This is a genomic window from Streptomyces sp. NPDC048718 (assembly GCF_043198875.1).
Classification (GTDB): domain Bacteria; phylum Actinomycetota; class Actinomycetes; order Streptomycetales; family Streptomycetaceae; genus Streptomyces.
On the sequence record NZ_JBICVG010000005.1, the window covers coordinates 215689 to 241765 of the forward strand.

The 26077-nt window shown below is 72.9% G+C and carries 23 protein-coding genes; 8 read left to right on the forward strand and 15 right to left on the reverse strand.

Features of this window, described 5'->3' with window-relative positions:
• Nucleotides 1–34: 34 nt before the first annotated feature.
• From ACGFRB_RS11595 to ACGFRB_RS11620, 6 genes are all read right to left on the reverse strand, one after another.
• On the reverse strand, nt 35–901 hold the full coding sequence (locus ACGFRB_RS11595) for a siderophore-interacting protein (protein ID WP_393241965.1): 867 nt from the start codon (nt 899–901) through the stop codon (nt 35–37).
• A 3-nt stretch (nt 902–904) separates the two neighbouring features.
• Entirely contained in the window at nt 905–1957 is a 1053-nt protein-coding gene (locus tag ACGFRB_RS11600; protein WP_393241967.1) for an ABC transporter substrate-binding protein, read from the reverse strand.
• A 267-nt stretch (nt 1958–2224) separates the two neighbouring features.
• Complete coding sequence (locus tag ACGFRB_RS11605) at nt 2225–3385, reverse strand: acyl-CoA dehydrogenase family protein (RefSeq protein WP_363000568.1); 1161 nt, start codon at nt 3383–3385, stop codon at nt 2225–2227.
• Between the two features lie 2 nt (nt 3386–3387).
• Nucleotides 3388–4317, reverse strand: coding sequence for a hydroxymethylglutaryl-CoA lyase (locus ACGFRB_RS11610; RefSeq protein ID WP_393242535.1), 930 nt, complete (start codon nt 4315–4317; stop codon nt 3388–3390).
• An 83-nt stretch (nt 4318–4400) separates the two neighbouring features.
• Entirely contained in the window at nt 4401–6338 is a 1938-nt protein-coding gene (locus ACGFRB_RS11615) for a biotin carboxylase N-terminal domain-containing protein (protein WP_393241969.1), read from the reverse strand.
• Between the two features lie 75 nt (nt 6339–6413).
• Nucleotides 6414–8021: a carboxyl transferase domain-containing protein gene (locus ACGFRB_RS11620; protein WP_363000564.1), complete on the reverse strand. Its 1608-nt coding sequence runs from the start codon at nt 8019–8021 to the stop codon at nt 6414–6416.
• A gap of 91 nt (nt 8022–8112) precedes the next feature.
• On the opposite strand from ACGFRB_RS11620, the gene ACGFRB_RS11625 reads away from it, so the two are divergent.
• Nucleotides 8113–8739: a TetR/AcrR family transcriptional regulator gene (locus ACGFRB_RS11625; protein ID WP_393241973.1), complete on the forward strand. Its 627-nt coding sequence runs from the start codon at nt 8113–8115 to the stop codon at nt 8737–8739.
• Nucleotides 8740–8903: 164 nt separating this feature from the next.
• Complete coding sequence (locus tag ACGFRB_RS11630) at nt 8904–9848, forward strand: DMT family transporter (RefSeq protein WP_393241976.1); 945 nt, start codon at nt 8904–8906, stop codon at nt 9846–9848.
• Nucleotides 9849–9928: 80 nt separating this feature from the next.
• On the opposite strand, the gene ACGFRB_RS11635 is transcribed toward ACGFRB_RS11630, so the two are convergent.
• Nucleotides 9929–10408, reverse strand: a complete 480-nt coding sequence (locus ACGFRB_RS11635; RefSeq protein WP_393241979.1) for a hypothetical protein — start codon at nt 10406–10408, stop codon at nt 9929–9931.
• Between the two features lie 218 nt (nt 10409–10626).
• Between ACGFRB_RS11635 and ACGFRB_RS11640 the strand changes: the two genes are divergently transcribed.
• Nucleotides 10627–11409, forward strand: a complete 783-nt coding sequence (locus ACGFRB_RS11640) for a phosphatase (RefSeq protein WP_393241982.1) — start codon at nt 10627–10629, stop codon at nt 11407–11409.
• Here ACGFRB_RS11640 and ACGFRB_RS11645 read toward each other — a convergent pair.
• The 5 genes from ACGFRB_RS11645 to ACGFRB_RS11665 form a co-directional block, all read right to left on the reverse strand.
• Nucleotides 11399–12532, reverse strand: coding sequence for a cation diffusion facilitator family transporter (locus ACGFRB_RS11645; protein WP_393241985.1), 1134 nt, complete (start codon nt 12530–12532; stop codon nt 11399–11401). The two genes, ACGFRB_RS11640 and ACGFRB_RS11645, sit on opposite strands and share 11 nt — an antisense overlap.
• Nucleotides 12533–12556: 24 nt before the next feature.
• On the reverse strand, nt 12557–13468 hold the full coding sequence (locus ACGFRB_RS11650) for an acyl-CoA thioesterase (protein WP_393242537.1): 912 nt from the start codon (nt 13466–13468) through the stop codon (nt 12557–12559).
• 80 nt (nt 13469–13548) lie between these two features.
• Complete coding sequence (locus ACGFRB_RS11655) at nt 13549–14706, reverse strand: acyl-CoA dehydrogenase family protein (RefSeq protein ID WP_393241988.1); 1158 nt, start codon at nt 14704–14706, stop codon at nt 13549–13551.
• Nucleotides 14707–14965: 259 nt separating this feature from the next.
• A complete protein-coding gene (locus tag ACGFRB_RS11660; protein WP_393241990.1) occupies nt 14966–15343 on the reverse strand; it encodes a VOC family protein in 378 nt (125 codons plus the stop codon).
• Between the two features lie 157 nt (nt 15344–15500).
• On the reverse strand, nt 15501–17105 hold the full coding sequence (locus ACGFRB_RS11665; protein WP_393241993.1) for a PucR family transcriptional regulator: 1605 nt from the start codon (nt 17103–17105) through the stop codon (nt 15501–15503).
• A 133-nt stretch (nt 17106–17238) separates the two neighbouring features.
• Here ACGFRB_RS11665 and speB point away from each other — a divergent pair, with 133 nt between their 5' ends.
• Nucleotides 17239–18228, forward strand: coding sequence for an agmatinase (speB, locus tag ACGFRB_RS11670; RefSeq protein ID WP_363000549.1), 990 nt, complete (start codon nt 17239–17241; stop codon nt 18226–18228).
• A 131-nt stretch (nt 18229–18359) separates the two neighbouring features.
• Here speB and ACGFRB_RS11675 read toward each other — a convergent pair whose 3' ends face one another.
• Nucleotides 18360–18557 carry a DUF397 domain-containing protein gene (locus tag ACGFRB_RS11675; RefSeq protein WP_393241997.1) on the reverse strand — a complete coding sequence of 66 codons (198 nt, stop codon included), beginning with the start codon at nt 18555–18557 and terminating at the stop codon, nt 18360–18362.
• Nucleotides 18554–19417, reverse strand: coding sequence for a helix-turn-helix domain-containing protein (locus tag ACGFRB_RS11680; protein ID WP_393242000.1), 864 nt, complete (start codon nt 19415–19417; stop codon nt 18554–18556). Before ACGFRB_RS11680 ends, ACGFRB_RS11675 begins: the two co-directional genes overlap by 4 nt.
• 349 nt (nt 19418–19766) lie before the next feature.
• Here ACGFRB_RS11680 and ACGFRB_RS11685 point away from each other — a divergent pair, with 349 nt between their 5' ends.
• The gene (locus ACGFRB_RS11685) at nt 19767–20336 is read left to right on the forward strand and encodes an ATP-binding protein (protein WP_393242002.1); all 570 of its coding nucleotides are present in this window, start codon (nt 19767–19769) and stop codon (nt 20334–20336) included.
• Nucleotides 20333–20545, forward strand: coding sequence for a hypothetical protein (locus ACGFRB_RS11690; RefSeq protein ID WP_393242005.1), 213 nt, complete (start codon nt 20333–20335; stop codon nt 20543–20545). Before ACGFRB_RS11685 ends, ACGFRB_RS11690 begins: the two co-directional genes overlap by 4 nt.
• A gap of 163 nt (nt 20546–20708) precedes the next feature.
• Here the strand turns inward: ACGFRB_RS11690 and ACGFRB_RS11695 are convergent, their stop codons facing one another.
• Nucleotides 20709–21083 (reverse strand): hypothetical protein, encoded by a 375-nt coding sequence (locus ACGFRB_RS11695; protein WP_393242008.1) that lies wholly within the window; start codon nt 21081–21083, stop codon nt 20709–20711.
• A gap of 151 nt (nt 21084–21234) precedes the next feature.
• On the opposite strand from ACGFRB_RS11695, the gene ACGFRB_RS11700 reads away from it, so the two are divergent.
• Together ACGFRB_RS11700 and ACGFRB_RS11705 are read left to right on the forward strand one after the other, a co-directional pair.
• Nucleotides 21235–21732: a hypothetical protein gene (locus ACGFRB_RS11700; RefSeq protein ID WP_393242011.1), complete on the forward strand. Its 498-nt coding sequence runs from the start codon at nt 21235–21237 to the stop codon at nt 21730–21732.
• Between the two features lie 159 nt (nt 21733–21891).
• A complete protein-coding gene (locus ACGFRB_RS11705) occupies nt 21892–25926 on the forward strand; it encodes an ABC transporter ATP-binding protein (RefSeq protein WP_393242014.1) in 4035 nt (1344 codons plus the stop codon).
• The last annotated feature ends 151 nt before the right edge of the window (nt 25927–26077 follow it).

The window sequence follows — 26077 nt, forward strand, 5'->3', positions numbered from 1 at the left end:
GCTACGCGCCGGCCCGCCCTTCTTCCGGGGAGGTCTATTCGGCCCGCGCCTCTTCGGCCGTCTCGTCCGGGACGTCGCGCAGCGCGTCCTCGGACAGGCCCTTGCGCCAGTAGCCGACGAAGGTGACCCGCCGCCGGTCGAGCCCGCGCTCGCGGACGAAGTGGCGGCGCAGCGCCTTCACCGAGCCGGACTCGCCCGAGAGCCAGACGTACGGCGCGGAGCCCGGCAGTTCGGCCGCCGCGACCGCCGCCACGGCGGACGGCGCGCCCTCGTCCCGTACGAGCCAGGAAACGGTGGCGTCGGCCGCCGTCTCCAGCTCCAACCGGTCCTCGGTGTGCGGGACTTCAAGGAAGACGCGGACGGGGAAGCCGGCGGGCAGCCGCTCCAGGATTCCGGCGACGGCCGGCAGGGCGGTCTCGTCGCCCCAGAGCAGGGCGGCGTCGGCGTCGGTGGGGGGCCGGAAGCGTACCCCGGTGTTGTCGGCCGCGGCCGGACCCAGGACGACCACCCGGTCCCCGGGCCGGGCCGTCTCGGCCCAGCGGCAGGCGGGCCCGCCGCCGGCGTGGACGGCGAAGTCGATGTCGATCTCGGCGGTCCCGTCCGGCGCGGTGCGCTGGGCGCGGACGGTGTACGAGCGCATCACCGCCCGCTCCGCGTGCGGCATCGCGCGCCACGCGCCCAGGATCGCGTACATGTCCGGGGTGTCCAGCGGCGGCAGGACGGGCGCGTCCTGGCCCGGGTGCGGCAGGAAGAGGGAGAGCGACTGGTCGTGGCCCCCGGAGCGGAAGCCCTTCGTCGCCTCACCGGTGAAGGTGACCCGGACCAGCGACCGGCCGAGCCGCCGCGTCCGGTCGACCTGGAGGGGGAAGAACCGGAACGGGGCGGTCTCGGCGCGGGTCATGGGTCAGGCCACCTTCTTCGCGTTCTCCAGGGCCTTCGCGAGGTCCTCCAGGAGCGGGGCGCACTTGGCGTACGAGTAGACGGGCTCGGTGACCCGCGGGAAGACCTGGCCGGCCTTGACGGCGGGCAGCGCGGCCCAGGTCGGCTTGGCCTTGAGGGCCTCGGGCTGGAGGGCGGAGGTGCGGTTGTCGAGCAGGATGACGTCGGCCTGGTACTTGTCGACGTTCTCCCAGCTCAGCAGCTCGAACCAGCCCGAGGGGTCCAGCTTGTCCGGGACGACGAGGTCGACGCCCAGCTCCTGGAAGAAGAGGGTGTCGGTGGGGCGGGCCGGGGCGGAGACGTAGAAGGTGTCGGGCGAGCCGGAGCCGATGAGGACCTTGACGCCCTTCTTCGCCTTGGCGGCCTTGCGGACCCGCTCGGCGGCCGCTTCGAAGCGGGCCTTGTCGGACTTGATCCGCTCGCCGTTCACGTCGGCGCCGAGCGAGGCGGCGAGGTCGGCGTGGCGCTGGAGGACGAAGGGCATCGACTTGCCGGCGGCCCACAGGGCGACGCTCGGGGCGATCTTGAGGATCTTGTCCTTCTGCTCCTCCGGCACGTACCAGAGGGCGTCCTTCTCCCACATGTCGGTGACGAGGACGTCCGGGTCGAGCTTCAGATACTCCTCGATCTTGAACTCGCCCCAGACGTTGCCGATGACCTTGACCTTGTCGATGTCGAGGTCGCCGGCCTGGACGTCCGCCGTCATCGCGCCGGTCTTCGCGTCCTTGACCGTGGTCGGGCCGAAGACGCCCTTCACCTCGACGCCGAAGTCCTTGAGGGCGGCGGCGGTGCCGGTGAAGGCCACGATGTTCTTCGGGGTCTGGTCGAGCTTCACCTTGGTGCCGCGGTCGTCCGTGAAGCTCCACGTGCCGCCCTTGCCGCCGCCGTCGGCGGGCTTCCCGGACCCCTTGTCGTCCCCGCCGCCGCAGGCGGCGAGCGCGGCGCCGAGCCCGACGGCGCCGCCCGCGGCGAGCAGACCGCGGCGGGTGAGGGAGGTGGCTCGGGCGGAACGGGGCATGGCGAAGTCGCTTTCGTGCGTGCCGGAGGCCGGCCTGGCGGGTTGACGTTAGGTTAGCCTAACCTCAGTTATCTGTCGTCGGGCAGGGGGAACCGTTCCCGCGGCAGCCCCTGGCCCCCACGAAAAAGGGGCGGGGGGGGGGGGGGGGGGGGGGGGGGGGGGGCCCCCCCCCCCCCCCCCCCCCCCCCCCCCCCCCGCGGGCGCCCCCCCCCCCCCCCCCCCCCCCCCCCCCCCCCCCACCTCGCCTTGTCCGTCAGGTGCCGGGGATCAGCCCCCGAGCCCCAACTCCCGTGCGATCAGCATCCGCTGGACCTCGCTCGTACCCTCGCCGATCTCCAGGATCTTGGAGTCGCGCCACATCCGGGCCACCGGGTACTCGTTCATGAAGCCGTAGCCGCCGTGCACCTGGGTGGCCTCGCGGGCGTTGTCGACGGCGACCGTCGAGGAGTACAGCTTCGCCATCGCCGCCTCCTTCTTGAACGACTCGCCGTTGACCAGCCGCGAGGCCGCGTCACGCCAGCCGACGCGGGCCATGTGGGCGCGCATCTCCATGTCGGCGATCTTGAACTGGATGGCCTGGTACTCGGCGATCGGCCGTCCGAAGGAGTGGCGCTCCTTCGCGTACTTCACCGACTCGTCGACACAGCCCTGCGCCAGACCCGTGGCGAGCGCCGCGATCGCGACCCGGCCCTCGTCCAGGATCCGCAGGAACTGCGCGTAGCCGCGGCCCTCCTCGCCCAGCAGGTTCCCCACCGGCACCCGCACGTCGGAGAACGACAGCTCACGGGTGTCGGAGGAGTTCCAGCCGACCTTCGAGTACGGGGCGGCGACCGTGAAGCCGGGCGTGCCGGACGGGACGATGATCGAGGAGATCAGCGGCCGGCCGTCGGGCTTGCGGCCGGTGACCGCCGTGACCGTCACCAGGCCCGTGATGTCCGTGCCGGAGTTGGTGATGAAGCACTTCGAGCCGTTGATGACCCACTCGTCGCCCTCGCGCACGGCCGTCGTCCGGGTGCCGCCGGCGTCCGAGCCGGCGCCCGGCTCGGTCAGACCGAACGCGCCCAGCATCTCGCCGGAGCACAGCTTCGGCAGCCACTGGCGCTTTTGCTCCTCGGTGCCGAACCGGTAGACCGGCATCGCGCCCAGCGAGACGCCCGCCTCCAGGGTGATGGCGACGGAGGAATCGACCCGCGCCAGCTCCTCCAGGGCGATGCCGAGGGCGAGGTAGTCGCCGCCCATGCCGCCGTACTCCTCGGGGAACGGCAGACCGAACAGGCCCATGCGGCCCATCTCGGCGACGATCTCGTAGGGGAACTCGTGCCGCTCGTAGAGGTCGCCGATCTTCGGGGCGATGACGTCGTGGGCGAACTCCTCCACGGTACGGCGGAGTTCCTCGTGCTCTTCGGAGAGCCGGTGGTCGAGGGACATGCTCAGGACTCCTTGGGAGAAAGCGCGCGGACGGTACGGGACGGGCTCGGGCGGCCGAGCCGCTCGGCCATCCACACACTCGTGGCGGTCAGGGCGGCCAGGTCGACCCCGGTCTCGATGCCGAGACCGCGGAGCATCCACACCAGGTCCTCGGTGGCGAGGTTGCCGGTCGCGGACTTGGCGTACGGGCAGCCGCCGAGGCCGCCGGCGGACGCGTCGAAGACGGTGACACCGTGCTCCAGGGCCGCATACGCGTTGGCCAGGGCCTGCCCGTAGGTGTCGTGGAAGTGCACGGCGAGGGCGGGCGTCGGGACGCCCTCCTCATTGAGAAGCGACAGCAGTTCGAGGACATGGCCGGGGGTGGCCACGCCGATGGTGTCGCCGAGGCTCAGCTCATCGCAGCCCATCGCGCGCAGCGCCGTGCACACCCGCGCCACCTGGTGCAGCGGTACGGCGCCCTCCCAGGGGTCGCCGAAGCACATCGACACATAGCCGCGCACCCGCAGCCCCGCCTCCTTGGCCTGGGCCACGACCGGGGCGAACATCGCGAGCGACTCGTCGACGGTCCGGTTGAGATTGGCCTTGGCGAAGGACTCGGTGGCCGACGCGAAGACGGCGACCTCCCGGGCGCCGAGCGCGAGCGCCCGGTCCAGGCCGCGCTCGTTCGGCACCAGGACGGGCAGCCGCACGCCCTGTGCCGACAACTCCTTCACCAGCGGGAACAGCTGCTCCGCGTCGGCGAGTTGGGGCACCCACTTGGGGTGGACGAAGCTGGTCGCCTCGACCGTGTCGAGACCGGCCGCGGCGAGCCGCCGTACGAACTCGGCCTTCACCTCGGTCGGTACGGTCGTCTTCTCGTTCTGCAGACCGTCGCGCGGGCCGACTTCGTGGATCCGGACCCGCTCCGGAAGGTCGGAGGTCGGGACGGTCATCGGGAGACCGGCGGGGCCTTCGACGGCGCCGGTCGTGGCGGCGGTACCGGTCGGGTCGGTGGCGCCGGTCGTGCCTTCGGCACTCATGAGGCGTCCTCCTCCTTCTCCAGCGGGGTCACCACGGCCAGGATCTGGTCCATGGCGACGGTGGTGCCGGGTGTGACGTCCAGCTCGGTGACGGTGCCGGCGTGCGGCGCGGAGATGACGTGCTCCATCTTCATCGCCTCCACCACCAGCAGGCTCTGCCCGGCGGCCACCTCGTCGCCGACCGCCACCTTCACCACGGTCACCGTGCCGGGCATCGGCGCGGCCAGCGTGTCGGCCCCGCCGTGCCGGGCCCCGGACAGCGCGGCGGCGACCGGGTCGTGGTCCATGACATGCCAGGAGTCGCCGTCCCGGCCGAGCCAGTCGCCGGCCCGGCGAAAGCGGTGGGCGATGCCATCCACGGTCACCGTGACCGAACGGTCCGTCACCCGTGCGCCAGCGGCCGGGACTTCGACCGTCACCGGCTCGGCGCCCGGCACCCGCAACGGCACCGCGAGCGGCTTCGGGGTGCCGCCGAGGCGCCAGCCGCTCGGCACCGCGAACGGGTCCGTCCAGCCCTCGCCCGTCGGCCGGGGCGCCAGACCCTCGGCCCGTACGGCGGCCGCCGCCGCGTACACCTCGTCCGGAACCCCGTCCGGCACCAGCCCCTCGGCCTCGCGCTCGACCAGACCCGTGTCCAGGTCGCCCGCGACCACGTCCGGGTGGGCGAGCAGCCGCCGCAGGAAGCCCGCGTTCGTCGGTACGCCGAGGGTGACCGTCCCGGCGAGCGCGGCGCGCAGCTTGCGCAGCGCCGTCGCCCGGTCCGGGCCGTGCGCGATCACCTTCGACAGCATCGGGTCGTAGAGGGACGAGACCTCCGTGCCCTCGGCGAGACCGGAGTCTGTACGGACCCCGTCGCCCTGCGGCTCGTCGAGCGCGAGGACCGTACCGCCGGACGGCAGGAAGCCGCGCGAGGGGTCCTCGGCGCAGATCCGGGCCTCGATCGCCCAGCCGTCCAGCCGGACGTCGTCCTGGCCGAAGTCCAGCGGCTCACCCGCCGCGACCCGCAGCTGCCACTCCACCAGGTCCAGGCCGGTGATCAACTCGGTGACCGGGTGCTCGACTTGGAGACGGGTGTTCATCTCCATGAAGTAGTACGAGGCTGGGTCGCCGCCCGGCACGATGAACTCGACCGTACCCGCGCCCACATAGCCGCAGGACCGCGCCGCCTCGACCGCCGCCGCGCCCATCGCCTCGCGGATCTCCGGAGTCAGCAGGACGCTCGGCGCCTCCTCGATGATCTTCTGGTGGCGGCGCTGGAGCGAGCACTCGCGCTCGCCCAGGTGCACCACGTTGCCGTGCGCGTCCGCGAGGACCTGGATCTCGATGTGCCTCGGCCGGTCGATCCACCGCTCCACGAGCAGCGTGTCGTCGCCGAACGAGGACCGCGCCTCGCGCCGCGCCGCCGCGATCTCCTCTTCCAGGACCGCGAGGTCCCGCACCAGCCGCATGCCCTTGCCGCCGCCGCCCGCGCTGGGCTTCAGCAGGACGGGCGCGCCCAGCTCGCGGGCGGCCTCGGCGATCTCGGGGTCGGCGGCGCCCGGGACGACCGGCACCCCGGCCGCCTTGACGGTGGCCTTCGCCCGGATCTTGTCGCCCATCAGCGCGATCGCGTCGGCCGACGGCCCGATGAAGACCAGTCCGGCCTCGGCGCACGCGCGCGCGAAGCCCGCGTTCTCGGCGAGGAAGCCGTAACCGGGGTGCACGGCCTGCGCGCCGGTGCGGCGGGCCGCGTCGAGCAGGGCGGGGACGGAGAGATACGACTCCGAGGCCGGCGCCGGCCCGATCCGTACCGCCGTGTCCGCCTCCCGTACATGCCGGGCGTCGGCGTCCGCGTCGCTGTACACGGCCACCGAGCGCACGCCCATCGCGCGCAGCGTGCGGATGACCCGGACGGCGATCTCGCCCCGGTTGGCGACGAGGACGGTGTCGAACATGAGGGGTGTCTCCGTCCGCGCGGGCGCTTGCGTTGTTTTCTGCGTCTGCGTCTGCTGCATGGTGTCGGTGTCCCCTTACATCCGGAAGACGCCGAACTGGGGGTCGCCCAGTGGCGCGTTGGCGCACGCGGTCAGAGCCAGACCCAGCACCTGCCGGGTCTCCAGCGGGTCGATGACCCCGTCGTCCCACAGCCGGGCCGACGCGTAGTAGGCGCTGCCCTGCGTCTCGTACTGCTCGCGGATCGGGGCCTTGAACGCCTCTTCCTCCTCGGCGCTCCACGCGTCCCCGAGCTGGTCGCGCTTGACCGTCGCGAGGACGGACGCGGCCTGCTCGCCGCCCATGACCGAGATCTTGGCGTTGGGCCACATCCACAGGAAGCGCGGCGAGTAAGCCCGGCCGCACATCGAGTAGTTGCCCGCGCCGTACGAACCGCCGACGACCACCGTCAGCTTCGGCACGCGCGTGGTGGCGACGGCCGTCACCATCTTCGCGCCGTGCTTGGCGATGCCGCCGTGCTCGTACGCCTTGCCGACCATGAAGCCGGTGATGTTCTGGAGGAACACCAGCGGGATGCCGCGCTGGTCGCACAGCTCGATGAAGTGCGCGCCCTTCTGGGCCGACTCCGCGAACAGGATGCCGTTGTTGGCGACGATGCCGACCGGGTGGCCGTGGATCCGGGCGAAGCCGGTGACCAGGGTCTGCCCGTACTCGGACTTGAACTCCTGGAAGCGTGAGCCGTCCACGACGCGGGCGATCACCTCGCGTACGTCGTACGGCGTGCGCGAGTCGACCGGCACCGCCCCGTACAGCCCGTAGGGGTCGGTCTTCGGCTCCTCGACCGGCTCGACCTTCCACGGCAGCGGACCGCGCTCGGGGAGCGTGGCGACGATGTTGCGGACGATGCGCAGCGCGTGCGCGTCGTCCTCGGCGAGGTGGTCGGTGACGCCGGAGATCCGCGAGTGGACCTCGCCGCCGCCCAGCTCCTCGGCCGTGACGACCTCGCCGGTCGCGGCCTTCACCAGCGGCGGGCCGCCGAGGAAGATCGTGCCCTGCTCGCGGACGATCACGGCCTCGTCGCTCATCGCCGGGACGTACGCGCCGCCCGCCGTGCAGGAGCCCATGACCGCCGCGATCTGCGGGATGCCGGCGCCGGACATCCGGGCCTGGTTGTAGAAGATCCGCCCGAAGTGCTCGCGGTCCGGGAAGACCTCGTCCTGCATGGGCAGGAAGGCGCCGCCGGAGTCGACCAGGTAGAGGCAGGGGAGCCGGTTCTCCAGCGCCACCTCCTGGGCGCGCAGGTGCTTCTTGACGGTCATCGGGTAGTACGTGCCGCCCTTGACGGTCGCGTCGTTGGCGACGATCACGCACTCGCGGCCGCTGACCCGGCCGATGCCCGCGATCACCCCGGCCGCCGGGGCCTGGTCGCCGTACATCCCGTTCGCCGCGAGCGGGGCCAGCTCCAGGAAGGGCGAGCCCGGGTCGAGGAGCGTGTCCACGCGGTCGCGCGGCAGCAGCTTGCCCCGCGCGGTGTGCCGGGCGCGGGACTTCTCGCCGCCGCCGAGCGCGGCGGCGGCCAGTTTGGCGCGGAGGGTGGCGACCAGTTCCTGGTGCGCCGCCTCATTGGCCTGCCAGGCCGCGGACGCGGGGTCCGCCGCGCTCGTCAGCACAGGTGCCTGCTGCATTCCACGAGCTCCTCTGCTCGGTTAATGAGCGTTAACGTTCATCTCCTCGCCAGGTTAACGACCGCTAACCGGGTTGTCTAGAATCGATTCCATGACCCCGCCTTCCGCCACGACCCCGCCCGCGACCCCCGCCCGGACCGGCGGGCCGACGCGCCGCGAGCAGATCCTGCGCGAAGCCGCCCGGCTCTTCGCCGAGCGCGGCTTCCACGGCGTGGGCGTCGACGAGATAGGAGCCGCGGTCGGCATCAGCGGCCCCGGGCTCTACCGCCACTTCCCCGGCAAGGACGCGATGCTCGCCGAGCTGCTCCTCGGCATCAGCGAACGCCTCCTCGACGGCGGCCGGCTGCGCGCCGCCGCCTGCGCCGGCGACCCGCGCGCCCTGCTCGGCTCGCTCATCGACGGGCACATCGACTTCGCCCTCGACGACCGGCCCCTCATCACCCTCCACGACCGCGAACTCGACCGGCTCAAGGACGAGGACCGCAAGCGGGTCCGGCAGCTCCAGCGGCAGTACGTCGAGCTGTGGGTCACGGTCGTCCGCGAGCTGTACCCGGCGGCGGGCGAATCCGAGGCGAGGGCCGCGGTCCACGCGGTGTTCGGGCTGCTGAACTCGACGCCGCGGCTCGGCGGGCCGCTGGGGCGCACGGAGATGGAATCGCTGCTCAGCGGCCTCGCGCACGGTGCGCTGTCGTCGCTGACGGCCCTCGCGGAGGCGTAGCTCCCGGCTCCGGCGGCGGCCGCGGCCGCGGCCCCTCTCCCGGGCTGTCCGGAAAGCGCGGGTGACCGGGGCGCGCGTCACTACGATGCCCCGGTAGCCGTGGGCTGACGGATCGTCGCCACCGGACGGGGTGGACACGGGGGACGCGGCGGACGGGAGGGCATGTGGCCACGAGGGACGCTCGACCCGCGATCCCCGCGCCGGGGACCGCACCCGGCGAGACGGCGCGGCCCGGCCGCCGGCTGAGAGCCACCGGGATCGGCGCGCTGGCCGTCCTGCTGTGGGCGTCGCTGGCGCTGTTCACCACCTTGACCGGAGACATACCCCCCTTCCAGCTCACCGCGATGGCCTTCACGGTCGGCGGGATCATCGGGCTGCCCAGGGCGCTCGGCGCCGGCCGGGCGCTGACCCGCGGGCTGCCCGCCGGCGCCTGGGCGCTCGGCATCGGCGGCCTGTTCGGCTACCACTTCTTCTACTTCCTGGCCCTGCGCAACGCCCCCGCCGTGGACGCCGGCCTCATCGCCTATCTGTGGCCGCTGCTCATCGTCGTGTTCTCCGCGCTGCTGCCCGGCGAGCGGCTGCGCTGGTGGCACACGGCGGGCGCGGTGCTCGGGCTCGCCGGCACGTTCCTCCTGGTCACCGGCGGTCAGGGGCTGCACCTGCGCGGCACCTATCTGCTCGGCTACCTGGCGGCGGCCGTCTGCGCGCTCGTGTGGTCGGCGTACTCCGTGGCCAACCGCCGCTATCCGCAGGTCCCCACGGAGATGGTCGCCTTCTTCTGCCTGGCCACGGCGGCGCTCGCGGGCGTGGCCCATCTGCTGTTCGAGACCACGGTGCGGCCCGACGGCTGGCAGTGGCTCGCCGTCCTCGCCCTGGGGCTCGGCCCGGTCGGCGGCGCGTTCTACGTGTGGGACCACGGCACCAAGCACGGGGACATCCGGCTGCTCGGCACCTTCTCGTACTTCGCCCCGCTGCTTTCGACCGCGCTCCTGGTCGCGGCCGGCCGGGCCGAAGCGAGCCGGCTCGTCGTCGCCGCCTGCGTGCTGATCGCCGGCGGCGCCATGCTGGCCTCGGCGGACACCCTGCGCGCGGCCCGCCGCCGGAACTGAGGGCGGGGACCGTACGGGGTGCCCTGCCGGGCCCCGTCCCTCACACCCTCACGCGAGGAGCGGGGCCCGGCAGGGGAGCGTCAGGCGTCCACCGGCCAGGTTCCCCGGCGGACCATCTCGGTCACCCGGTCGGCGCCGTTGGCCCGGACCAGCAGCTCCAGACGCATGCGCTCGATGTCCTCGGCGCTCCACTGGTCGGTCGCCATGGTTCCCTTCTCGTGCGACCAGCCGTTGTCGTAGTGGCGTACGACGTAGTCCTTCTGGAAGTCCCACATCTTCGTGCCCGGCAGCGGGGTGACGATGAAGGGGTTGGCGTACGCCATGCCGTGGCCCATGAGCGTGACCGCGTAGTCGATGGTCTTCTCGATCTGCTCCAGCGACTCGATGTACGGCTTGTCGCCCGGCCGTTCGGGCGGGTTGACGAAGCCGAGCATGAAGCCGCCGGTGACCTGGATGCCGTACTCGGTGAACATCTCCACGATCTCGCCGGTCGCCTTCTGGAAGGCGTTGAGCCGCGGCTTGCCCGACTCGACCAGGCTGTCCTCGTTGGCGCTCTCCACGGCGAGGTAGACGCTGTAGCAGCCGCCGCACGGGACGTCGGCGCGCGATCCGGGCGGGGGCGCGCGGCGCGGGCGGTCCGGGGCGTACGGCGCGGGCGGTCCGGGGCGTACGGCGTGGATGGCGGGAGCGTCGGCACGGTCCGGTCGGGGTGGACGACACGGGCGGGCGGGGGCGTACCCGTAGGGGGTTGGGGTGGTGGGGCGGCACAATGTGGGCCATGCCGATACTCAGCCGCGCCGCCCTCGTCGAGCACCTTGTCCGCACCCGTATCGCCGGCGATGTCGCCACGCCCCGTGACAACAACCTCGGCCACTACCGCGGCCTCGCCAACGGCGACCGGCACTACTGGTTCGGCCTGGAGTTCGGCGACCGGTGGAGCGACGAGCAGGACGTCCTCGCGGTGATGGCCGAGCGGTGCGGCGTGGTCGACGACCCGGCGCACCGGGCCGGTCAGGACACCATCGACCCCGAGCTGACGGTCGGCGCGCTCGACCGGATGGCCGCGCGGCTCGCGAAGGCCGCCGCCGGGCGTGAGCGGGTGCTGTTCGCGACCGGGCACCCCGGCTCGCTGATCGACGTCCACAGCCGGGTCGCGGGCGCGCTGCGGGCGCGCGGCTGCGAGATCGTACGGATCCCGGGCGGGCTGAGTACCGACGAGGGGTACGTGGTGCAGTTCGCCGACGTCGCCGTCTTCGAACGGGGCGCGAGCCTGTGGCACACCCACTCGCCGGAGCCGATGAACGCGATCCTCGACGGCATGGAGGCGCTGGGCGAGCCCGCGCCGGACCTGGTGGTCGCCGACCACGGCTGGGCGGGGCGCGCGGCGCAGCGGGGTGTGGACACGGTCGGTTACGCGGACTGCAACGACCCGGCGCTGTTCCTGGCCGAGGCCGAGGGCACCATGCAGGTCACGGTCCCGCTGGACGACCACGTCCTGGACCCGCGTTCGTACGAGCCGATGACCGCGTACCTGCTGGACGCCGCCGGGCTCATGCGCTGACGCCGGTGGGGCCCGAGGTGCCTGAGGTGCCTGAGGTGCCTGAGGTGCCGGGGGTGGGATCGGGGCCGGGACCCTTGGCGGGGCCGGGGCCTTTGGCGGGGCCGGGGCCCGGGGCGAGGCCGCCCGGGGTCGGGTCCAGGTAGACGCGCCGGATCGCCGGGATCCGGGCCCGCAGCCGGGCCTCGGCCTGTTCACAGGCCCACTCGACGTCGGCGGCCGACGCCAGGTCCCGGAAGTCGATCTTCGCCGCGACCATGAACTCCCGCGGCCCCTGGATCAGCGTCGTCAGGTCCACGATCCCCACGACGTGCGGTACGGACAGCAGCTCCTCGCGCACCGCCGCCCGCAGCGCGCGCGGCAGCGGGCGGCCGACCAGCAGCCGCGCGTTGGACCGGGCCAGCACCCACGCCACGTACCCAAGCAGCAGACCGATCAGGATCGACGCGGCGCCGTCCCATACGCCCGAACCGGTGAGCTGCCCGCCGAGCAGACCGCCCGCCGCGAGCAGCAGACCGACGAGCGCGGCGGAGTCCTCCATGACCACCGCCTTGACGGTGGTGTCCGGCATGACACGCAGATAGCGGGCGAAGGGCGTGCCCGTGCGGGCCGCCTCGGCGCCGACCTGGCGCACCCCGGTGCGCAGCGAGTAGCCCTCCAGGAGGAAGGCGACGGCGAGCACGATGTACGAGACGAGCGGATCACCCGGCGACTCGCCATGGGTGAGGGTGTGGATCCCGTCGTAGAGGGAGAAGACCGCGCCGCCGACGAAGGTGGCGACGGCGGCGAGCAGGGCCCAGACGTAACGTTCGCCCGCGTAGCCGACCGGATGGTCCTCGTCGGCGGGCTTCCCGCTGCGCCGCAGCGCGGCGAGCAGCATGCCCTCGGTGACGGTGTCGGCCACCGAGTGGGCCGCCTCCGACAGCATCGCGCTGGATCCGCTGACGACACCGGCGACGGCCTTGGCGGCGGCGATCCCCAGATTCGCCGCCGCGGCCACCAGGACCGTGAAGGTGCTCTCGCCGGTGCCGGTGCCGGTGCCAGGGCTGGTTTTGGTGCCGGGACCGACACCGCCACCCACCCCGGGTCCGCTGTCGGCTCCGGCCCGCTCTCCGCTGTCCGTCATGACAGGCGACGGTAGGGCCGGCCGTCAGCGCGGGACGCGAACGACACCCTCCTGGATGACGGAGATCGCGAGCCGCCCGTCCCGCGTGTAGATCCGGGCCTGCCCGAGTCCGCGTCCGCCGGCGGCGGTCGGCGACTCCTGGTCGTACAGCAGCCACTCGTCCGCCCGGAACGGCCGGTGGAACCACATCGCGTGGTCGAGCGACGCCCCGACCACGTCACCGACCGCCCAGCCGCCCCGCCCGTGCGCGAGCAGGACCGAGTCGAGCAGCGTCATGTCGGAGACGTAGGTGGCGAGGACGACGTGCAGCAGCGGGTCGTCGGCGAGCTTGCCGTTGGTACGGAACCACACCTGCGAGCGCGGTTCGCGCGGCTGCCCGACCGTCCCCCACGGGGGCTCCTCGGCGTAGCGCAGATCCACCGCCGCGCGGGCCTCGATCAGCCGGTCGGCGACCTCCCTCGGCAGATGCAGCGGCAGCGTCTCGGCGGCCGTCGGCAGCGACTCCGGGTCGGGCGCGGCCGGCATGTCCGCCTGGTGGTCGAGCCCCTCCTCGTACGTCTGGAAGGACGCCGAGAGATGGAAGATCGGCTGGCCGTGCTGGACCGCGACCACCCGGCGGGTGGTGAAGGAGCGGCCGTCGCGGATCCGGTCGACGTTGTAGACGATCGGCGCGCCGGCGTCCCCGGGACGCAGGAAGTACGCGTGCAGGGAGTGGGCGAGCCGGTCCGCGGGCACGGTCCGGCCCGCCGCCACCAGCGCCTGGGCGGCCACCTGGCCGCCGAAGACGCGGGGGACGAGCGCGGACCGGGACTCGCCGCGGAAGATGTCCCGCTCGATCCGCTCCAGGTCGAGCAGATCGAGCAGGTCGTCCAGAGCGTCCGGGGTGACCGAGGCTTCCGAGGCGTCCTGGGCGTCCTGGGCCTCCGGGGCGTCCAGAGCCTCCGGGGTGGCCGGGGCGCCGGTGGACGGGCCGGCCGGCCCGTCCACCGAGGGGTGCGTGTCGGGCACGGGAGCGCCTACAGGCCCATCGACTTGGCGATGATCGACTTCATGATCTCGCTGGTGCCGCCGTAGATCCGGTTGACGCGGTTGTCCGCGTACAGGCGGGCGATCGGGTACTCGTTCATGTAGCCGTAGCCGCCGTGCAGCTGGAGGCAGCGGTCGATGACGCGGTGCGCGACCTCGGTGCAGAACAGCTTGGCGCTCGCGGCCTCGGCCGGGGTCAGCTCGCCCGCGTCCAGGGCGTCCGTGGCGCGGTCGACGACGGCCTCGGCCGCGTCCACCTCGGCCTGGCAGGCGGCCAGCTCGAACTTGGTGTTCTGGAAGTGCGCGACCGGCTTGCCGAAGACGGTGCGGTCGGTCACGTACGCCTGCGCGAACCGGATGGCGGCCTTGGCCTGCGCGTACGCGCCGAAGGCGATGCCCCAGCGCTCGGAGGCCAGGTTGTGGCCGAGGTAGGAGAAGCCCTTGCCCTCCTCGCCCAGCAGGTCCTCGACCGGGACCTTGACGTCGACGAACGCCAGCTCGGCGGTGTCGGAGGTGCGCAGGCCCATCTTGTCGAGCTTGCGGCCGATCGAGTAGCCCTCGGACTTGGTGTCCACGGCGAAGAGGGAGATGCCGAAGCGGCGGTCCTCGGCGGACGGGGCGGAGGTACGGGCGCAGACGATCACGCGGTCGGCGTGGACGCCACCGGTGATGAAGGTCTTGGCGCCGTTGAGGACGTAGTGGGTGCCGTCCTCGGAGAGCTTGGCGGTGGTCTTCATGCCCGCGACGTCGGAGCCGGTGCCCGGCTCGGTCATCGCGAGGGCCCACATCTCCTCGCCGGTGACGAACTTCGGCAGGTAGCGCTGCTTCTGCGCCTCGTCGGCGAGCATCTTGATGTACGGGAGCGCGAGCAGCACGTGCACGTTGGAGCCGCCGAAGGTGACGCCGGCGCGGGAGGTCTCCTCGTACAGGACGGCCTCGAACTTGTGCGTGTCCAGGCCGGCGCCGCCGAACTCCTCGGGCACGTTGATGCCGAAGAGGCCCAGCTCACCGAGCTTGTAGTAGAAGTCGCGGGGCGCCTGGCCGGCGGCGAACCACTCGTCGTAGACCGGGACGACCTCGGCCTCGATGAAGGAGCGCAGGGTCTCCCGGAATGCCTCGTGGTCCTCGTTGAATACGGTACGGCGCACGAGCCGCCTCCTTGTGGTCCTGTCCTGTCACCGGGCCCCGGGCAACACGACATGCCAGGTGCCTAAGCGCTTGCTCACTCCAAGTTACCGACCAGTTGTCGAGGCTGTCCAGAGTGATGCCGCGCACTCTGGGGGCACCTCGGGGGCGCTCCGGGGCCGTTCCGGGGGCACCCTGAGGCCGTTCCGGGGGTGCCTCAGGGGCGCCGGGGCGGGGCTCGGGCAGGGTGGGTGCGTGCGCCGGGGTGCGCGGGCGCGCGGCTCAGCGGGGGAGCTGTTGCAGGGTCCAGCCGTTGCCGTCCGGGTCGGTGAAGGCCGCGTACGAGACGGTCGGCTTGCCCGGTGCCCCCAGGGCTTCGACCTCGGCGACGTCGACGCCCTTGCCGACCAGTTCGGCCCGGGCGGCGTGGATGTCGTCGACGACGAGGTGCAGGCCCTGGACCGAGCCCGGGGGAGTGCCGACGACGGTGCCGAGGGCGATCGAGCAGGCCGACCCCGGCGGCGTCAGCTGGACGACGCGGAACGACTCGTCCGGGCTGTAGTCGAGGTCGACCGCGAAACCGAGCCGGTCGGCGTAGAAGGACTTGGCGCGGTCGACGTCGGCGACCGGGAGCGGGATCAGTTCGAGGCGGTAGTCCACGGCGGGGTTCCCTTCGAGAGGTGCGGTCCGGTCCGTTGGGTGGTCAGTCTTCACCGATCGGGGCGGGGTCGGGCCGGTTTCGGCGAACCGGCCGGTGGGCGCGGCGAGTTGAGCGTGCTGATCACGGCGGTCGGGGCGGTCGGGGCGGCCGTGGCGGTCAAGGCGTACGGCCGAGGGCGAACCACAGCTCCATCCGGACGTCCGGGTCGTCCAGGTCGCGCCCGCCGAGCAGGGTGGCGATACGGCCGACGCGCTGGCGGACGGTGTTGCGGTGGACACCCAGGGCCGTCGCCGTCCGGTCCCAACTCCCGTGCAGCGACAGCCATGTGCGCAGGGTCTCGGCGAGGACGGGGGAGAGGGGAGCGAGGAGGTCGCGGGCGTACGCCGCCGCCTCGTCTTGGTCCACCAGCGCCGCCAGCCCGCCGGTGACGTGCCGCTGGACCGGAACCCGGCGGGCCTCGGCGCGCCGCAGCGCCCGCGCCGCCTGCGCGTCGGCGGCGACGAGACCGTCCGCCTCGGCGAGGGCGCTCACCCCGAGGGTCCAGCCGGGCTGGGGCAGGACCGGCGTGGCGGGGAGGACGAGCCGTACGGAGGCGGAGGCGGGGGCGGCCGGCCCGGCCCCCTCCGGCCCGGCGCCCTCCACCCCGGCATTCCCCGGGTCCACGAGCGAGGTGCCCAGCGCCGACGCCAGCGCCGTCGCCGCGAACGGGGTGCCGTCGCCGCCGCGCGCGTGGACCACGGTCCACGGGCCCGGACCGAGGGTGCGGGCCGCGTCGGCCGGGGCGGCCCCGAGCAGGAGCCGGACCAGGGCCGTGTCGCGGGCCGCGGTGCCGGCGGCCCGGTCGTACGGCGCGGTCAGCAGGGAGAGGAGGACGACGGCGAGGCCCGTGATGGTCCGGTCGCCCGGCGCCCCGGGCTCCGCCGCCACGCCCAGGGCCAGCCCGCCCTCGCCGCCGCCCAGCGCGTACGCCGTGAGTCTCGGCCCGGCCCCGCCGCCCCCGCCGTCGCTCGCCGACGACGGGCCGCGCGGCCGGGACCGCACCACCCCCGCCAGTTCCGCGAGCGCCCGCGCCGTCTCCGGCGGCACCGCGCGTCCGGCCGCGGCCGACTCCGTACCGTCCGCCCCGAACAGCACCGCCCGCCCGTCGAGCCGCGCCGCCAGCGCGCCGAGGACCGCCGGCACCGGATCGGGCCGGGCCGCGGCCGCCGCCAGGGACCGCTGGGCCTCGCTCACCCGCCCCAGTTCGCGCGTCCGGGCCCGCGCCATCAGCCCCCACAACGCCCGCGCCACCGCCGTGAACGGGGTCCGCGGAGGCACCTCGATCAGCGGCAGCCCGAGCCGCTCGCAGGCCTCGACCAGGTCCGCCGGCACCGTGTCGTACACCGGCGTCACCCCGAACCCGAGCGCCGCCGCCCCCGCTTGCCGCACCCGTGCGGCATAGCGCGCCGGGTCCGCCGAGTCCCCCGGGTCCGCCAAGTCCACCGGACCCGTCGGGAATTGCACCCCGGCCGTCAGCAGCAGTTCGCCGCCGAGGAGATACGGGTACGGGTCGGCCATCTCGGAGGCGTGCACCCCCTGCAAGGGCGTGTCCGCCGCGTCCTGCGGCCCCGCGAGCAGCCGCAGCCCCAGCCCGGCCTCGCCGAGCAGCGCCGACAGCGGAATCCGGGGGAGCGGGAAGGCAGGCGGGACCAGGGGAACCAGAGGGGCCGGCGGGGCGGCCGGGGCTTCCGGAGCGTTCACGTGAGTGGATCCTTCGTACATCGCAGAGCACCAGAGTGGAGGAAACCTACACTTCTGTACCGCTCTCCGGCGTCCTACTGTCGTGCCGACCGAGATCCCCGACATCCCGACATCCCGACATCCCGACATCCCGACATCCTCAGGAGGACCGGACGTGAGCAGCAGCAGCGACCAGAACGCGAGCACCCCGCGCGGCCCGATCGACTCGTCCCGCGTTCCTCGGTACGCCGGTCCCGCGACGTTCGCCCGGCTGCCGCGGCTCGACGAGGTCGGCACCGCCGACGTCGCCGTGGTCGGCGTCCCCTTCGACACCGGTGTCTCCTATCGCCCCGGTGCCCGCTTCGGCGGCAACGCGATCCGTGAGGCGTCCCGGCTGCTGCGTCCGTACAACCCGGCGCAGGACGCCTCCCCGTTCGCGCTCGCGCAGGTCGCGGACGCCGGTGACATCGCGGCCAACCCGTTCGACATCCACGAGGCCGTCGAGACCATCGAGGCCGCCGCCGACGATCTGCTCGCCACCGGCGCCCGGATGATGACCCTGGGCGGCGACCACACCATCGCCCTGCCGCTGCTGCGTTCCGTCGCCAAGAAGCACGGCCCGGTCGCCCTGCTCCACTTCGACGCGCATCTCGACACCTGGGACACCTACTTCGGCGCCGAGTACACGCACGGCACCCCGTTCCGGCGGGCCGTGGAGGAGGGGATCCTCGACACCTCGGCCCTCTCGCACGTCGGCACCCGAGGCCCGCTGTACGGCAAGCAGGACCTCACCGACGACGAGAAGATGGGCTTCGGCATCGTCACCTCCGCCGACGTCTACCGGCGCGGTGCCGACGAGGTCGCCGACCAGCTGCGGCAGCGCATCGGCGACCGCCCGCTGTACATCTCCATCGACATCGACTGCCTCGACCCGGCCCACGCGCCCGGCACCGGCACCCCGGAGGCGGGCGGCATGACCTCGCGCGAACTCCTGGAGATCCTGCGGGGGTTGTCCTCCTGCAACCTGGTCTCGGCGGACGTGGTGGAGGTCGCGCCGGCGTACGACCACGCGGAGATCACCGCCGTGGCCGCCTCCCACACCGCGTACGAGCTGACCACGATCATGTCCCGCCAGATCGCCGCCGCCCGCGACGCCCGCGCCTGACGGACACCGGGTCGCGGGCCGCCAGGGCAGCGGCCTCCCGGCGCACGCGCGACAGGCCCGCCTCCCCCGAACCGATCCGGTCGGAGGGAGGCGGGCCTGTCGCGCGTGCGGACGGTCGGACAGTCGTGCGGTCAGGCGGCCAGCGTCGAGGCGTAGGCGACGAAGGCGGAGAACTCCGCAGGGCCGAAAGCGAGGTTGGGGCCGGTCTTGTCCTTCGAGTCGCGGACGTACAGGGTGCCGGGCATGTCCGCGACCTCGACGCAGTCCTGCTCACCACCACTGAACGAGGACTTGAACCAGGCGGGGCTGTCCGGGGCGGGGGCGGTCATGAGTGTTTCTCCTCCAGGATCTTCTTGATGGTCTCGCGCGACGCGTCGGGCGACAGCGCGGTGGCGACGATCTGGTCGAAGGCTTCCTCGAAGACCGCCACGTCGGTGGTCCCCTCCACGAAGGTGCCGCCCCGGATGTTCTCCAGGTTGACCACGGTGGGCCAGGGCGAGGGGAAGTTGACGATGCTGAACATCCCGACCATGCCCGGGTGTCCATGGCAGTCGAGCGGCATCACCTGGACCGTGATGCCCTTGCAGTGAGAGACATCCAGCAGATAGCTGAGCTGCTCGCGCATGGCGCCGGGGTCGGGGAAGCGCTGATGCAGTGCCGCTTCGCCGATCACCGCCCACAGACGCAGCGGGTTCGGTGAGCGTTCGAGCACGGACTGCCGGGCCAGCCGGAGGCGGGCGAGCGCTTCCTTGTCCTCGTCGGTCCGGGTGATCGCGGCGGCGTTGATGACCTGGCGGGCGTAGCCGCCGCGCTGGAGCAGGCCAGGGACCAGAGACGGGGAGAAGAAACGCATGCCCTCCGCGTCGGTTTCCACGCTCAGAAGATCCTGGTACGCGCCGGCGACGTCACCGAATCCGGCCCACCAGCCCTTCTTTCCCGCGTCACGGGCGAGAGCGGTCATCGCCTCGATGAACGCGGAGTCGGTGACGCCGTAATGGCCGAGGAGGTCGTGGACTTCCTTGACGGAGATATGGCGTCGGGCGTTCTCGACCTTCGACAGGGTGGGCTTGTCCCAGCCCATCAGTGTCGAGGCGGCGTCGACACCGAGGCCGGCCTGGACACGCTTCGCCGCCAACTGCTCGCCGAGCCTGCGGCGTCGCAGGGTGGGCCTGGCTCTCTGGTTCGGCATGACTCCTCATTCTCCCTTGCCGGGTGACGTCATGTCACCCATGGGTGGTCGCCTTACCCGCTGGGGTTCGCGCCTTCCGCGCTGGGGTCGCAGGGTGCTCGCGAGGGGTTCAACTCATCGATGGTGAACAGGAATTCGAGTAGGTGCGCCAGTTGCTCACCCCTCGGATTCGGGAGCACTCTAGCTCTCGCGAAGGAGTGGCGGTTCGTCGCGACACAGGTGTGTAGGGCGCTCCGTCACCAAGATCGGGCGTACCCCCATGCCGCCCGATCCGGGCGGTCGCCGGGCCTTGGTCGGTGGCCGCCGCTCCCCCCCCCCACGTCTCAGCTGGACACGCAGAGGAACGGCGATGACCGCGCCCCTTCCCGTCACCACCATGACCCCCCACCCCGACGCGACCTTGGCTTGTGAGCACGAGTGCGAGCATGCCCCCGCTCCCGCCGCCCGTTGGAGCATCCAGGCCGTCGCGAGGGCGACTGTGAATCACCTCTCACCGGCCTCGATGGGGCCGCCCGGTTACCTCGCCCGGTATAAGGCCCGGCCGACGGCCCCCGGCGCGGCCCGGCGCGACGCCGTCCGCGCCCTTGAGGCGTGGGGGCTGGGGCAACTGGCCGAAACGGCCCGGCTCCTCGTCTCCGAGCTGGTCACGAACGCCGTGGTCCACACGGACTCGCGGCGGATCGGCGTGGCGGTCACCCGGACCACCGAGACCACCGTCCGCGTCGTGGTGCTGGACGTCGGCCGGACGAGAGTGCCCGCGCCCCGGCCGCCGGCCGACGACGAGGAGTCCGGCCGCGGCTTCTGCCTCGTCGCCGCCCTGGCCGACCGGTGGGGCATCGAGTACGTCGCCACCGGCAAGCGCGTCTGGTGCGAGCTGGACGCCGGAGGGCTGGACGCCGGAACGGCGGCGAAGCCGTGACCGCTCCCCACCGCGAGCCCGATGGGCCCGACAGGCCCGTCACCCCTGATCTGTACGACCAGTGGGCCGCCTCACGGCTCGAAGCGCTTCAGGAGGGGCTGGTCGACTTGGTGGGCGCGCTCCTCGCCCCCGAGGGCGGTGGGGAGCCAGGGCCGGAGCCGGGGCGCGATCCCCTGCCGCGCCGGGTCTCCGGCGCCCGTACGGAGTGAGTGGCGCGGTCCGCGTGGCTCGCTCTTCCGTCCGCCATACGCGTCAGGGGCGCCGGCCAGCCAGCCTGGCACCCCTGGCCGTTCGCCGCACATGCGGCCGGACGGGCTCCTGAGCGCCGCCCCCGCCGGAGACTCGGAGTCGCCCAGGCCGGGCCACCGGGGATCAGTCGGTTACGAGGGCGCCCCAGCGGTCGCGGTAGCGGGCCAGCTGACTCTCGTACCCCTGTTCGAACTCGGCGATCTCCTCCTTCGTCGGGTTCTTGGCGTACATCCGCTCCGGTGCGATCAGCTCGGCGATGTCGGCGTAGACCTGAGCCGCGGCCTTGGCGTGATCGCCGCCCTTCTCCCGGGCGAGCAGAATGTGCTCGCTCGTGTCGCGCAGCAGCCGGACCACCGTGACCCGCGGCTTGTCGATCGTCTCCCGGCGCCGCGCGGGCTCCGCGAGCCGGGCGGTTCCCCCGGCCAGCCCCTCCAGCACCCGGAAGGCGGCATGCAGCCGCCCCCACCCGTACGGCTTCCCGTCCTCGACCCGCGCCATCGGCTTCCTCTCCCGCCACGTTCCCGTCCCGCCGTACGCCCGCCGGCCGGCGACCGCACCGGGGTCCTACCCATGCCGGGTCAACCCTCCCGGCCCCGATCGGGTCTCTTCGGTCGGACGGGGGTGTTCGGAAGGGGAGGGCGCCGTGGGCGTGAGTGATGTGACCGATGTGGGCGACGCGAGAGGCGCGACCGATGCGGCCGACCCGACCGGCCCGGCGGAGACGGCCGGTGCGGGCGCCGGGGGCGGTCCGACCGCGTGGGACGAGGCGGAAGGCCCCGGTAGTTCCAGCAGCCCGGCGGACGGCGAGAGCAACCTCAAGGTCATCGCCAAGGGCGTCGGGGAATTCCTGACGGAGACGGTGGGCGAGACCCTCGCCGACCTGATCCTCCAGGCACTCGCCTGCGCACTGCTCGTCGCCCTCGCGCTGCTCGCCTACATCAGTTGGTCCTTCAGCCCGAATCTCACCCTCGCGGGCGCCGGAGCGCTCGGCGCCTTTCTGGCGTACGGCGCCTTGTCCGCCTTCCGTACCCCTGCGAAGCCGCGCCGCTACCGGTGGTTCGCCGCCGCCGGTGCCACCGTATTCACCGCCGTCGCCGGCACAGCGGTCTTCCTGCTGCTCTACGGCACCGACTGTGGCTGTCTGTGACCCTGTCCGGGTGCGAGGCCCCGGCCCGGTCGCCCCTCGCGCCCCGCCCCGGTCCTAGGACCTTCGACCGGTCTTCCCACGTAATTATTAAGATGGGATGAAAAGCCAACCCGGCCGTGTTGGGCCTTGCGGTAGACCAGCAAGGATGGGAGGCGCCGCGTGGCCGTCGTGGGGCAGGAACGGACACAGGAGCGGGCGGGGGACCGCCCGCGGCAACAGGGCTGGGCGCGCAGGCTGTGGGGGTACGCCTGGCGCTACAAGACCGACGTGGTGCTCGCGCTCGGGTCGTCGCTGGCCGGCATGGCCGTGCTCGCGCTCGTCCCGCTCATCACCAAGGTGATCATCGACGACGTCATCGGCGCCAAGACCGGCTCCCTCGCGATGTGGACCGGCCTGCTCATAGCCGCCGCTGTCGTCGTCTACGTACTCACCTACATACGCCGCTACTACGGCGGACGCCTCGCCCTCGACGTCCAGCACGACCTGCGGACCGAGATGTACGGGACGATCGTCCGGCTCGACGGACGGCGCCAGGACGAGCTGTCGACCGGCCAGGTCGTCGGGCGCGCCACCAGCGACCTCCAGCTGATTCAGAGCCTGCTCTTCATGCTCCCGATGACCATCGGGAACATCCTGCTCTTCCTCATCTCGCTCGGCGTGATGGCCGCGCTCTCGCTCCCGCTCACCCTCATCGCCCTCGCCGTGGCGCCCGCGCTGTGGTGGATCGCCCGCCGCAGCCGTTCCCGGCTGCACCCCGCCACCTGGTACGCGCAGGCGCAGGCGGCCTCCGTCGCGACCGTCGTGGACGGCGCCGTCACCGGCGTCCGGGTCGTGAAGGGCTTCGGCCAGGAGGAGCAGGAGACCGGCAAGATCCGCGAGGCCGGCCGCAAGCTGTTCGCGGGCCGGCTGCGGACGATCCGGCTGAACGCCCGCTACACCCCCGCCCTCCAGGCGGTGCCCGCCCTCGGTCAGGTCGGCGTGCTCGCGCTCGGCGGCTGGCTCGCGTACCAGGGCCAGATCACCCTCGGCACCTTCGTCGCCTTCTCCTCCTACCTGGCCTCCCTCGTCGGCCCGGTCCGCATGCTCGCCATGGTCCTCACCGTCGGCCAGCAGGCCCGGGCCGGCGTCGAGCGGGTCCTGGAGCTGATCGACACCGAGCCGACCATGACCGACGGCACCACGGAGCTGCCGGCGGACGCCCCCGCGACCGTCGAGTTCGACGACGTCTCCTTCGCGTACGGCAAGCCGGGCGAGCTCGGGACCGAAGAAGCGGATGAGGAAGTCGGCGCGAAGGCCGTCCTCGACCGCTTCTCCCAGGAGATACGCCCCGGCGAGACCGTCGCCGTCGTCGGCGCCTCCGGATCCGGCAAGTCCACCGTCTCCCTCCTCCTGCCCCGCTTCTACGACGTGACCCGCGGCGCCGTCCGCGTCGGCGGCCACGACGTCCGCGACCTCACCCTCGACTCGCTGCGCGCTGCCGTCGGCATGGTCCCCGAGGACAGCTTCCTGTTCTCCGACACGGTCGCCGCGAACATCGCGTACGGCGTCCCCGGCGCCACCCGCGAACAGATCGAGACGGCCGCCCGCGCCGCCCAGGCGGACCGTTTCATCGCCGAACTTCCCGAGGGGTACGACACCAAGGTCGGCGAGCACGGGCTCACCCTCTCCGGCGGCCAGCGCCAGCGCGTCGCGCTCGCCCGCGCCATCCTCACCGACCCCCGGCTGCTGGTCCTCGACGACGCCACGTCCGCCGTCGACGCCCGCGTCGAGCACGAGATCCACGAGGCCCTGACCTCGGTGATGGCGGGCCGTACGACCCTGCTCATCGCCCACCGCCGCTCCACCCTCAACCTCGCTGACCGCATCGCCGTCCTCGACGGCGGCCGGCTCGCCGACATCGGCACCCACGAGGAGCTTCAGGAGCGTTCCGCGCTCTACCGCCGGCTGCTCACCGACCCCGACGAACTCGGCGGGGTCTCGCCCGGCCACACTCTGCCCCCGGCCGTGGACGACTCCGAGGACGCGGGCGCGGGCACGCCCGAGGACCGCGCGCTGCGCGCCGAACTGGACGCCGAGTTCGACGCCGAGCGCGGCATCACGCCCACCCTGTGGGTACGCGACGAGACCGCCGAGCGCGAGGCGAGCACGCCCGGCGCCACCCCGGAACTCCTCGCCGCCGTCGCCGCCCTGCCGCCCGCCAACGACACCCCGGACGTCGACGAGACCCGGGCCGTGGCCCCCGAGAAGTCGTACGGACTGCGCCGTCTGCTGCACGGCTTCGGCCGTCCGCTGCTGTTCAGCCTCGCCCTGGTCGCCATCGACGCGGGCGCCGGTCTGCTGCTGCCGATCCTGATCCGGCACGGCATCGACCAGGGCGTCGACAAGATGGCGATCGGCGCCGTCTGGGCCGCCTCGCTGCTCGCGCTGCTCACGGTGCTCGTGCAGTGGGTGGTGCAGACGACGGAGACCCGGGTCACCGGCCGTACCGGCGAGCGGATCCTCTACGCCCTGCGGCTGAAGATCTTCGCCCAGCTCCAGCGGCTCGGTCTCGACTACTACGAGCGCGAGCTGACCGGGCGGATCATGACCCGGATGACCACGGACGTCGACGCCCTGTCGACCTTCCTCCAGACCGGCCTGGTCACGGCCTTCGTCTCCGTCGTCACCTTCTTCGGCATCATGGTCGCGCTGCTGGTCCTCGACCTCCAGCTCGCCCTGGTCGTCTTCGCGACCCTGCCGGTGCTCGCCGTCGCCACGTACTTCTTCCGCCGCGCCAGCGTGAAGGCGTACGAGCTGGCCCGTGAGCGGATCAGCTCCGTCAACGCCGATCTCCAGGAGTCGGTCGCGGGGCTGCGGATCGTGCAGGCGTTCCGGCGCGAGCGGACGGGTGCCGAGCGGTTCACGGCGCGCAGCGTCGAGTACCGGGCGGCCCGGGTGCGCGGCCAGTGGCTGATCTCGGTCTACTTCCCGTTCGTCACCCTGCTGTCGTCGGTGGCCTCCGCCGCCGTCCTCATCGTCGGCGCGCACCGTATCGAGGCGGGCACGCTGACCACCGGCGCGCTGGTCGCGTACCTGCTCTACATCGACCTGTTCTTCGCGCCCGTGCAGCAGCTCTCCCAGGTCTTCGACGGCTACCAGCAGGCCACCGTCTCCCTCAAGCGGATCCAGGAACTCCTCCAGGAGCCCACCTCCACCGCCGCCGTCGCCGCCCCGCGCCCGGTGCGGGCGCTGCGCGGCGACCTCGCCTTCGAGGACGTGTCCTTCGCGTACGGGGGCGGCGGCGCGGCCGGCGAGGCGGCCGCGAGTGCCGAGACCGGTGCCAAGGCCGGCGCCAAGGCCGGTACCGAGACCGGAACCAAGACCGGAACCAAGACCAACGGGGCCGCGCTCACCAAGGTCGACCTGCGGATACCCGCCGGCCAGACCGTCGCCTTCGTCGGAGAGACCGGCGCGGGCAAGTCGACGCTGGTCAAGCTGGTCGCCCGGTTCTACGACCCGACCTCGGGCCGGGTCACCGCCGACGGCACCGACCTGCGCGAGCTCGACATGACCCAGTACCGCCACCGGCTCGGCGTGGTGCCGCAGGAGTCGTATCTGTTCCCCGGGACGGTCCGCGACGCCATCGCGTACGGGCGGCCCGAGGCGAGCGACGCCGAGGTGGAGGCGGCGGCCCGCGCGGTCGGCGCCCACGACATGATCGCCGGGCTCGACGGCGGCTACCTCCACGAGGTCGCCGAGCGTGGCCGCAACCTCTCGGCGGGCCAGCGCCAGCTGATCGCCCTGGCCCGCGCCGAGCTGGTCGACCCCGACGTCCTGCTCCTTGACGAGGCGACGGCCGCGCTCGACCTGGCCACCGAGGCGCAGGTCAACGCGGCGACGGACCGGCTCGCCGGGCGCCGTACGGCGGACGGCGAGACCCCCGGCACGGGGCCCCGCACCACCCTGATCGTCGCCCACCGGCTCACCACGGCCGCCCGCGCCGACCGGGTGGTCGTCATGGACCACGGCCGGGTCGCCGAGGACGGCACCCACGACGAGCTGCTGGCCCAAGGCGGCCGGTACGCGACGCTGTGGCGCACCTTCATCGGCGAGGACGAGCACGCGGGCGCCGAGGACGCCGACACCGAGGGCGCCGGAGGCCGACGTGGCGAAGGCCACGGCAAGGACCGGGCGATGGCCTCCGAGACCGGCTGAGGCCGCCCCTGGGGTCAGGTCACGAGGAGGGCGGTGCGTAGGGGCGGTGTGTACGGAGCGTACGCACCGCCCTCCTCGTACCCCCGGCGTGAGCACGGAGCGCAACCGATTCGCCTTCCTGTGCGTCATCTGTGTGTACGAGACAGGGAGG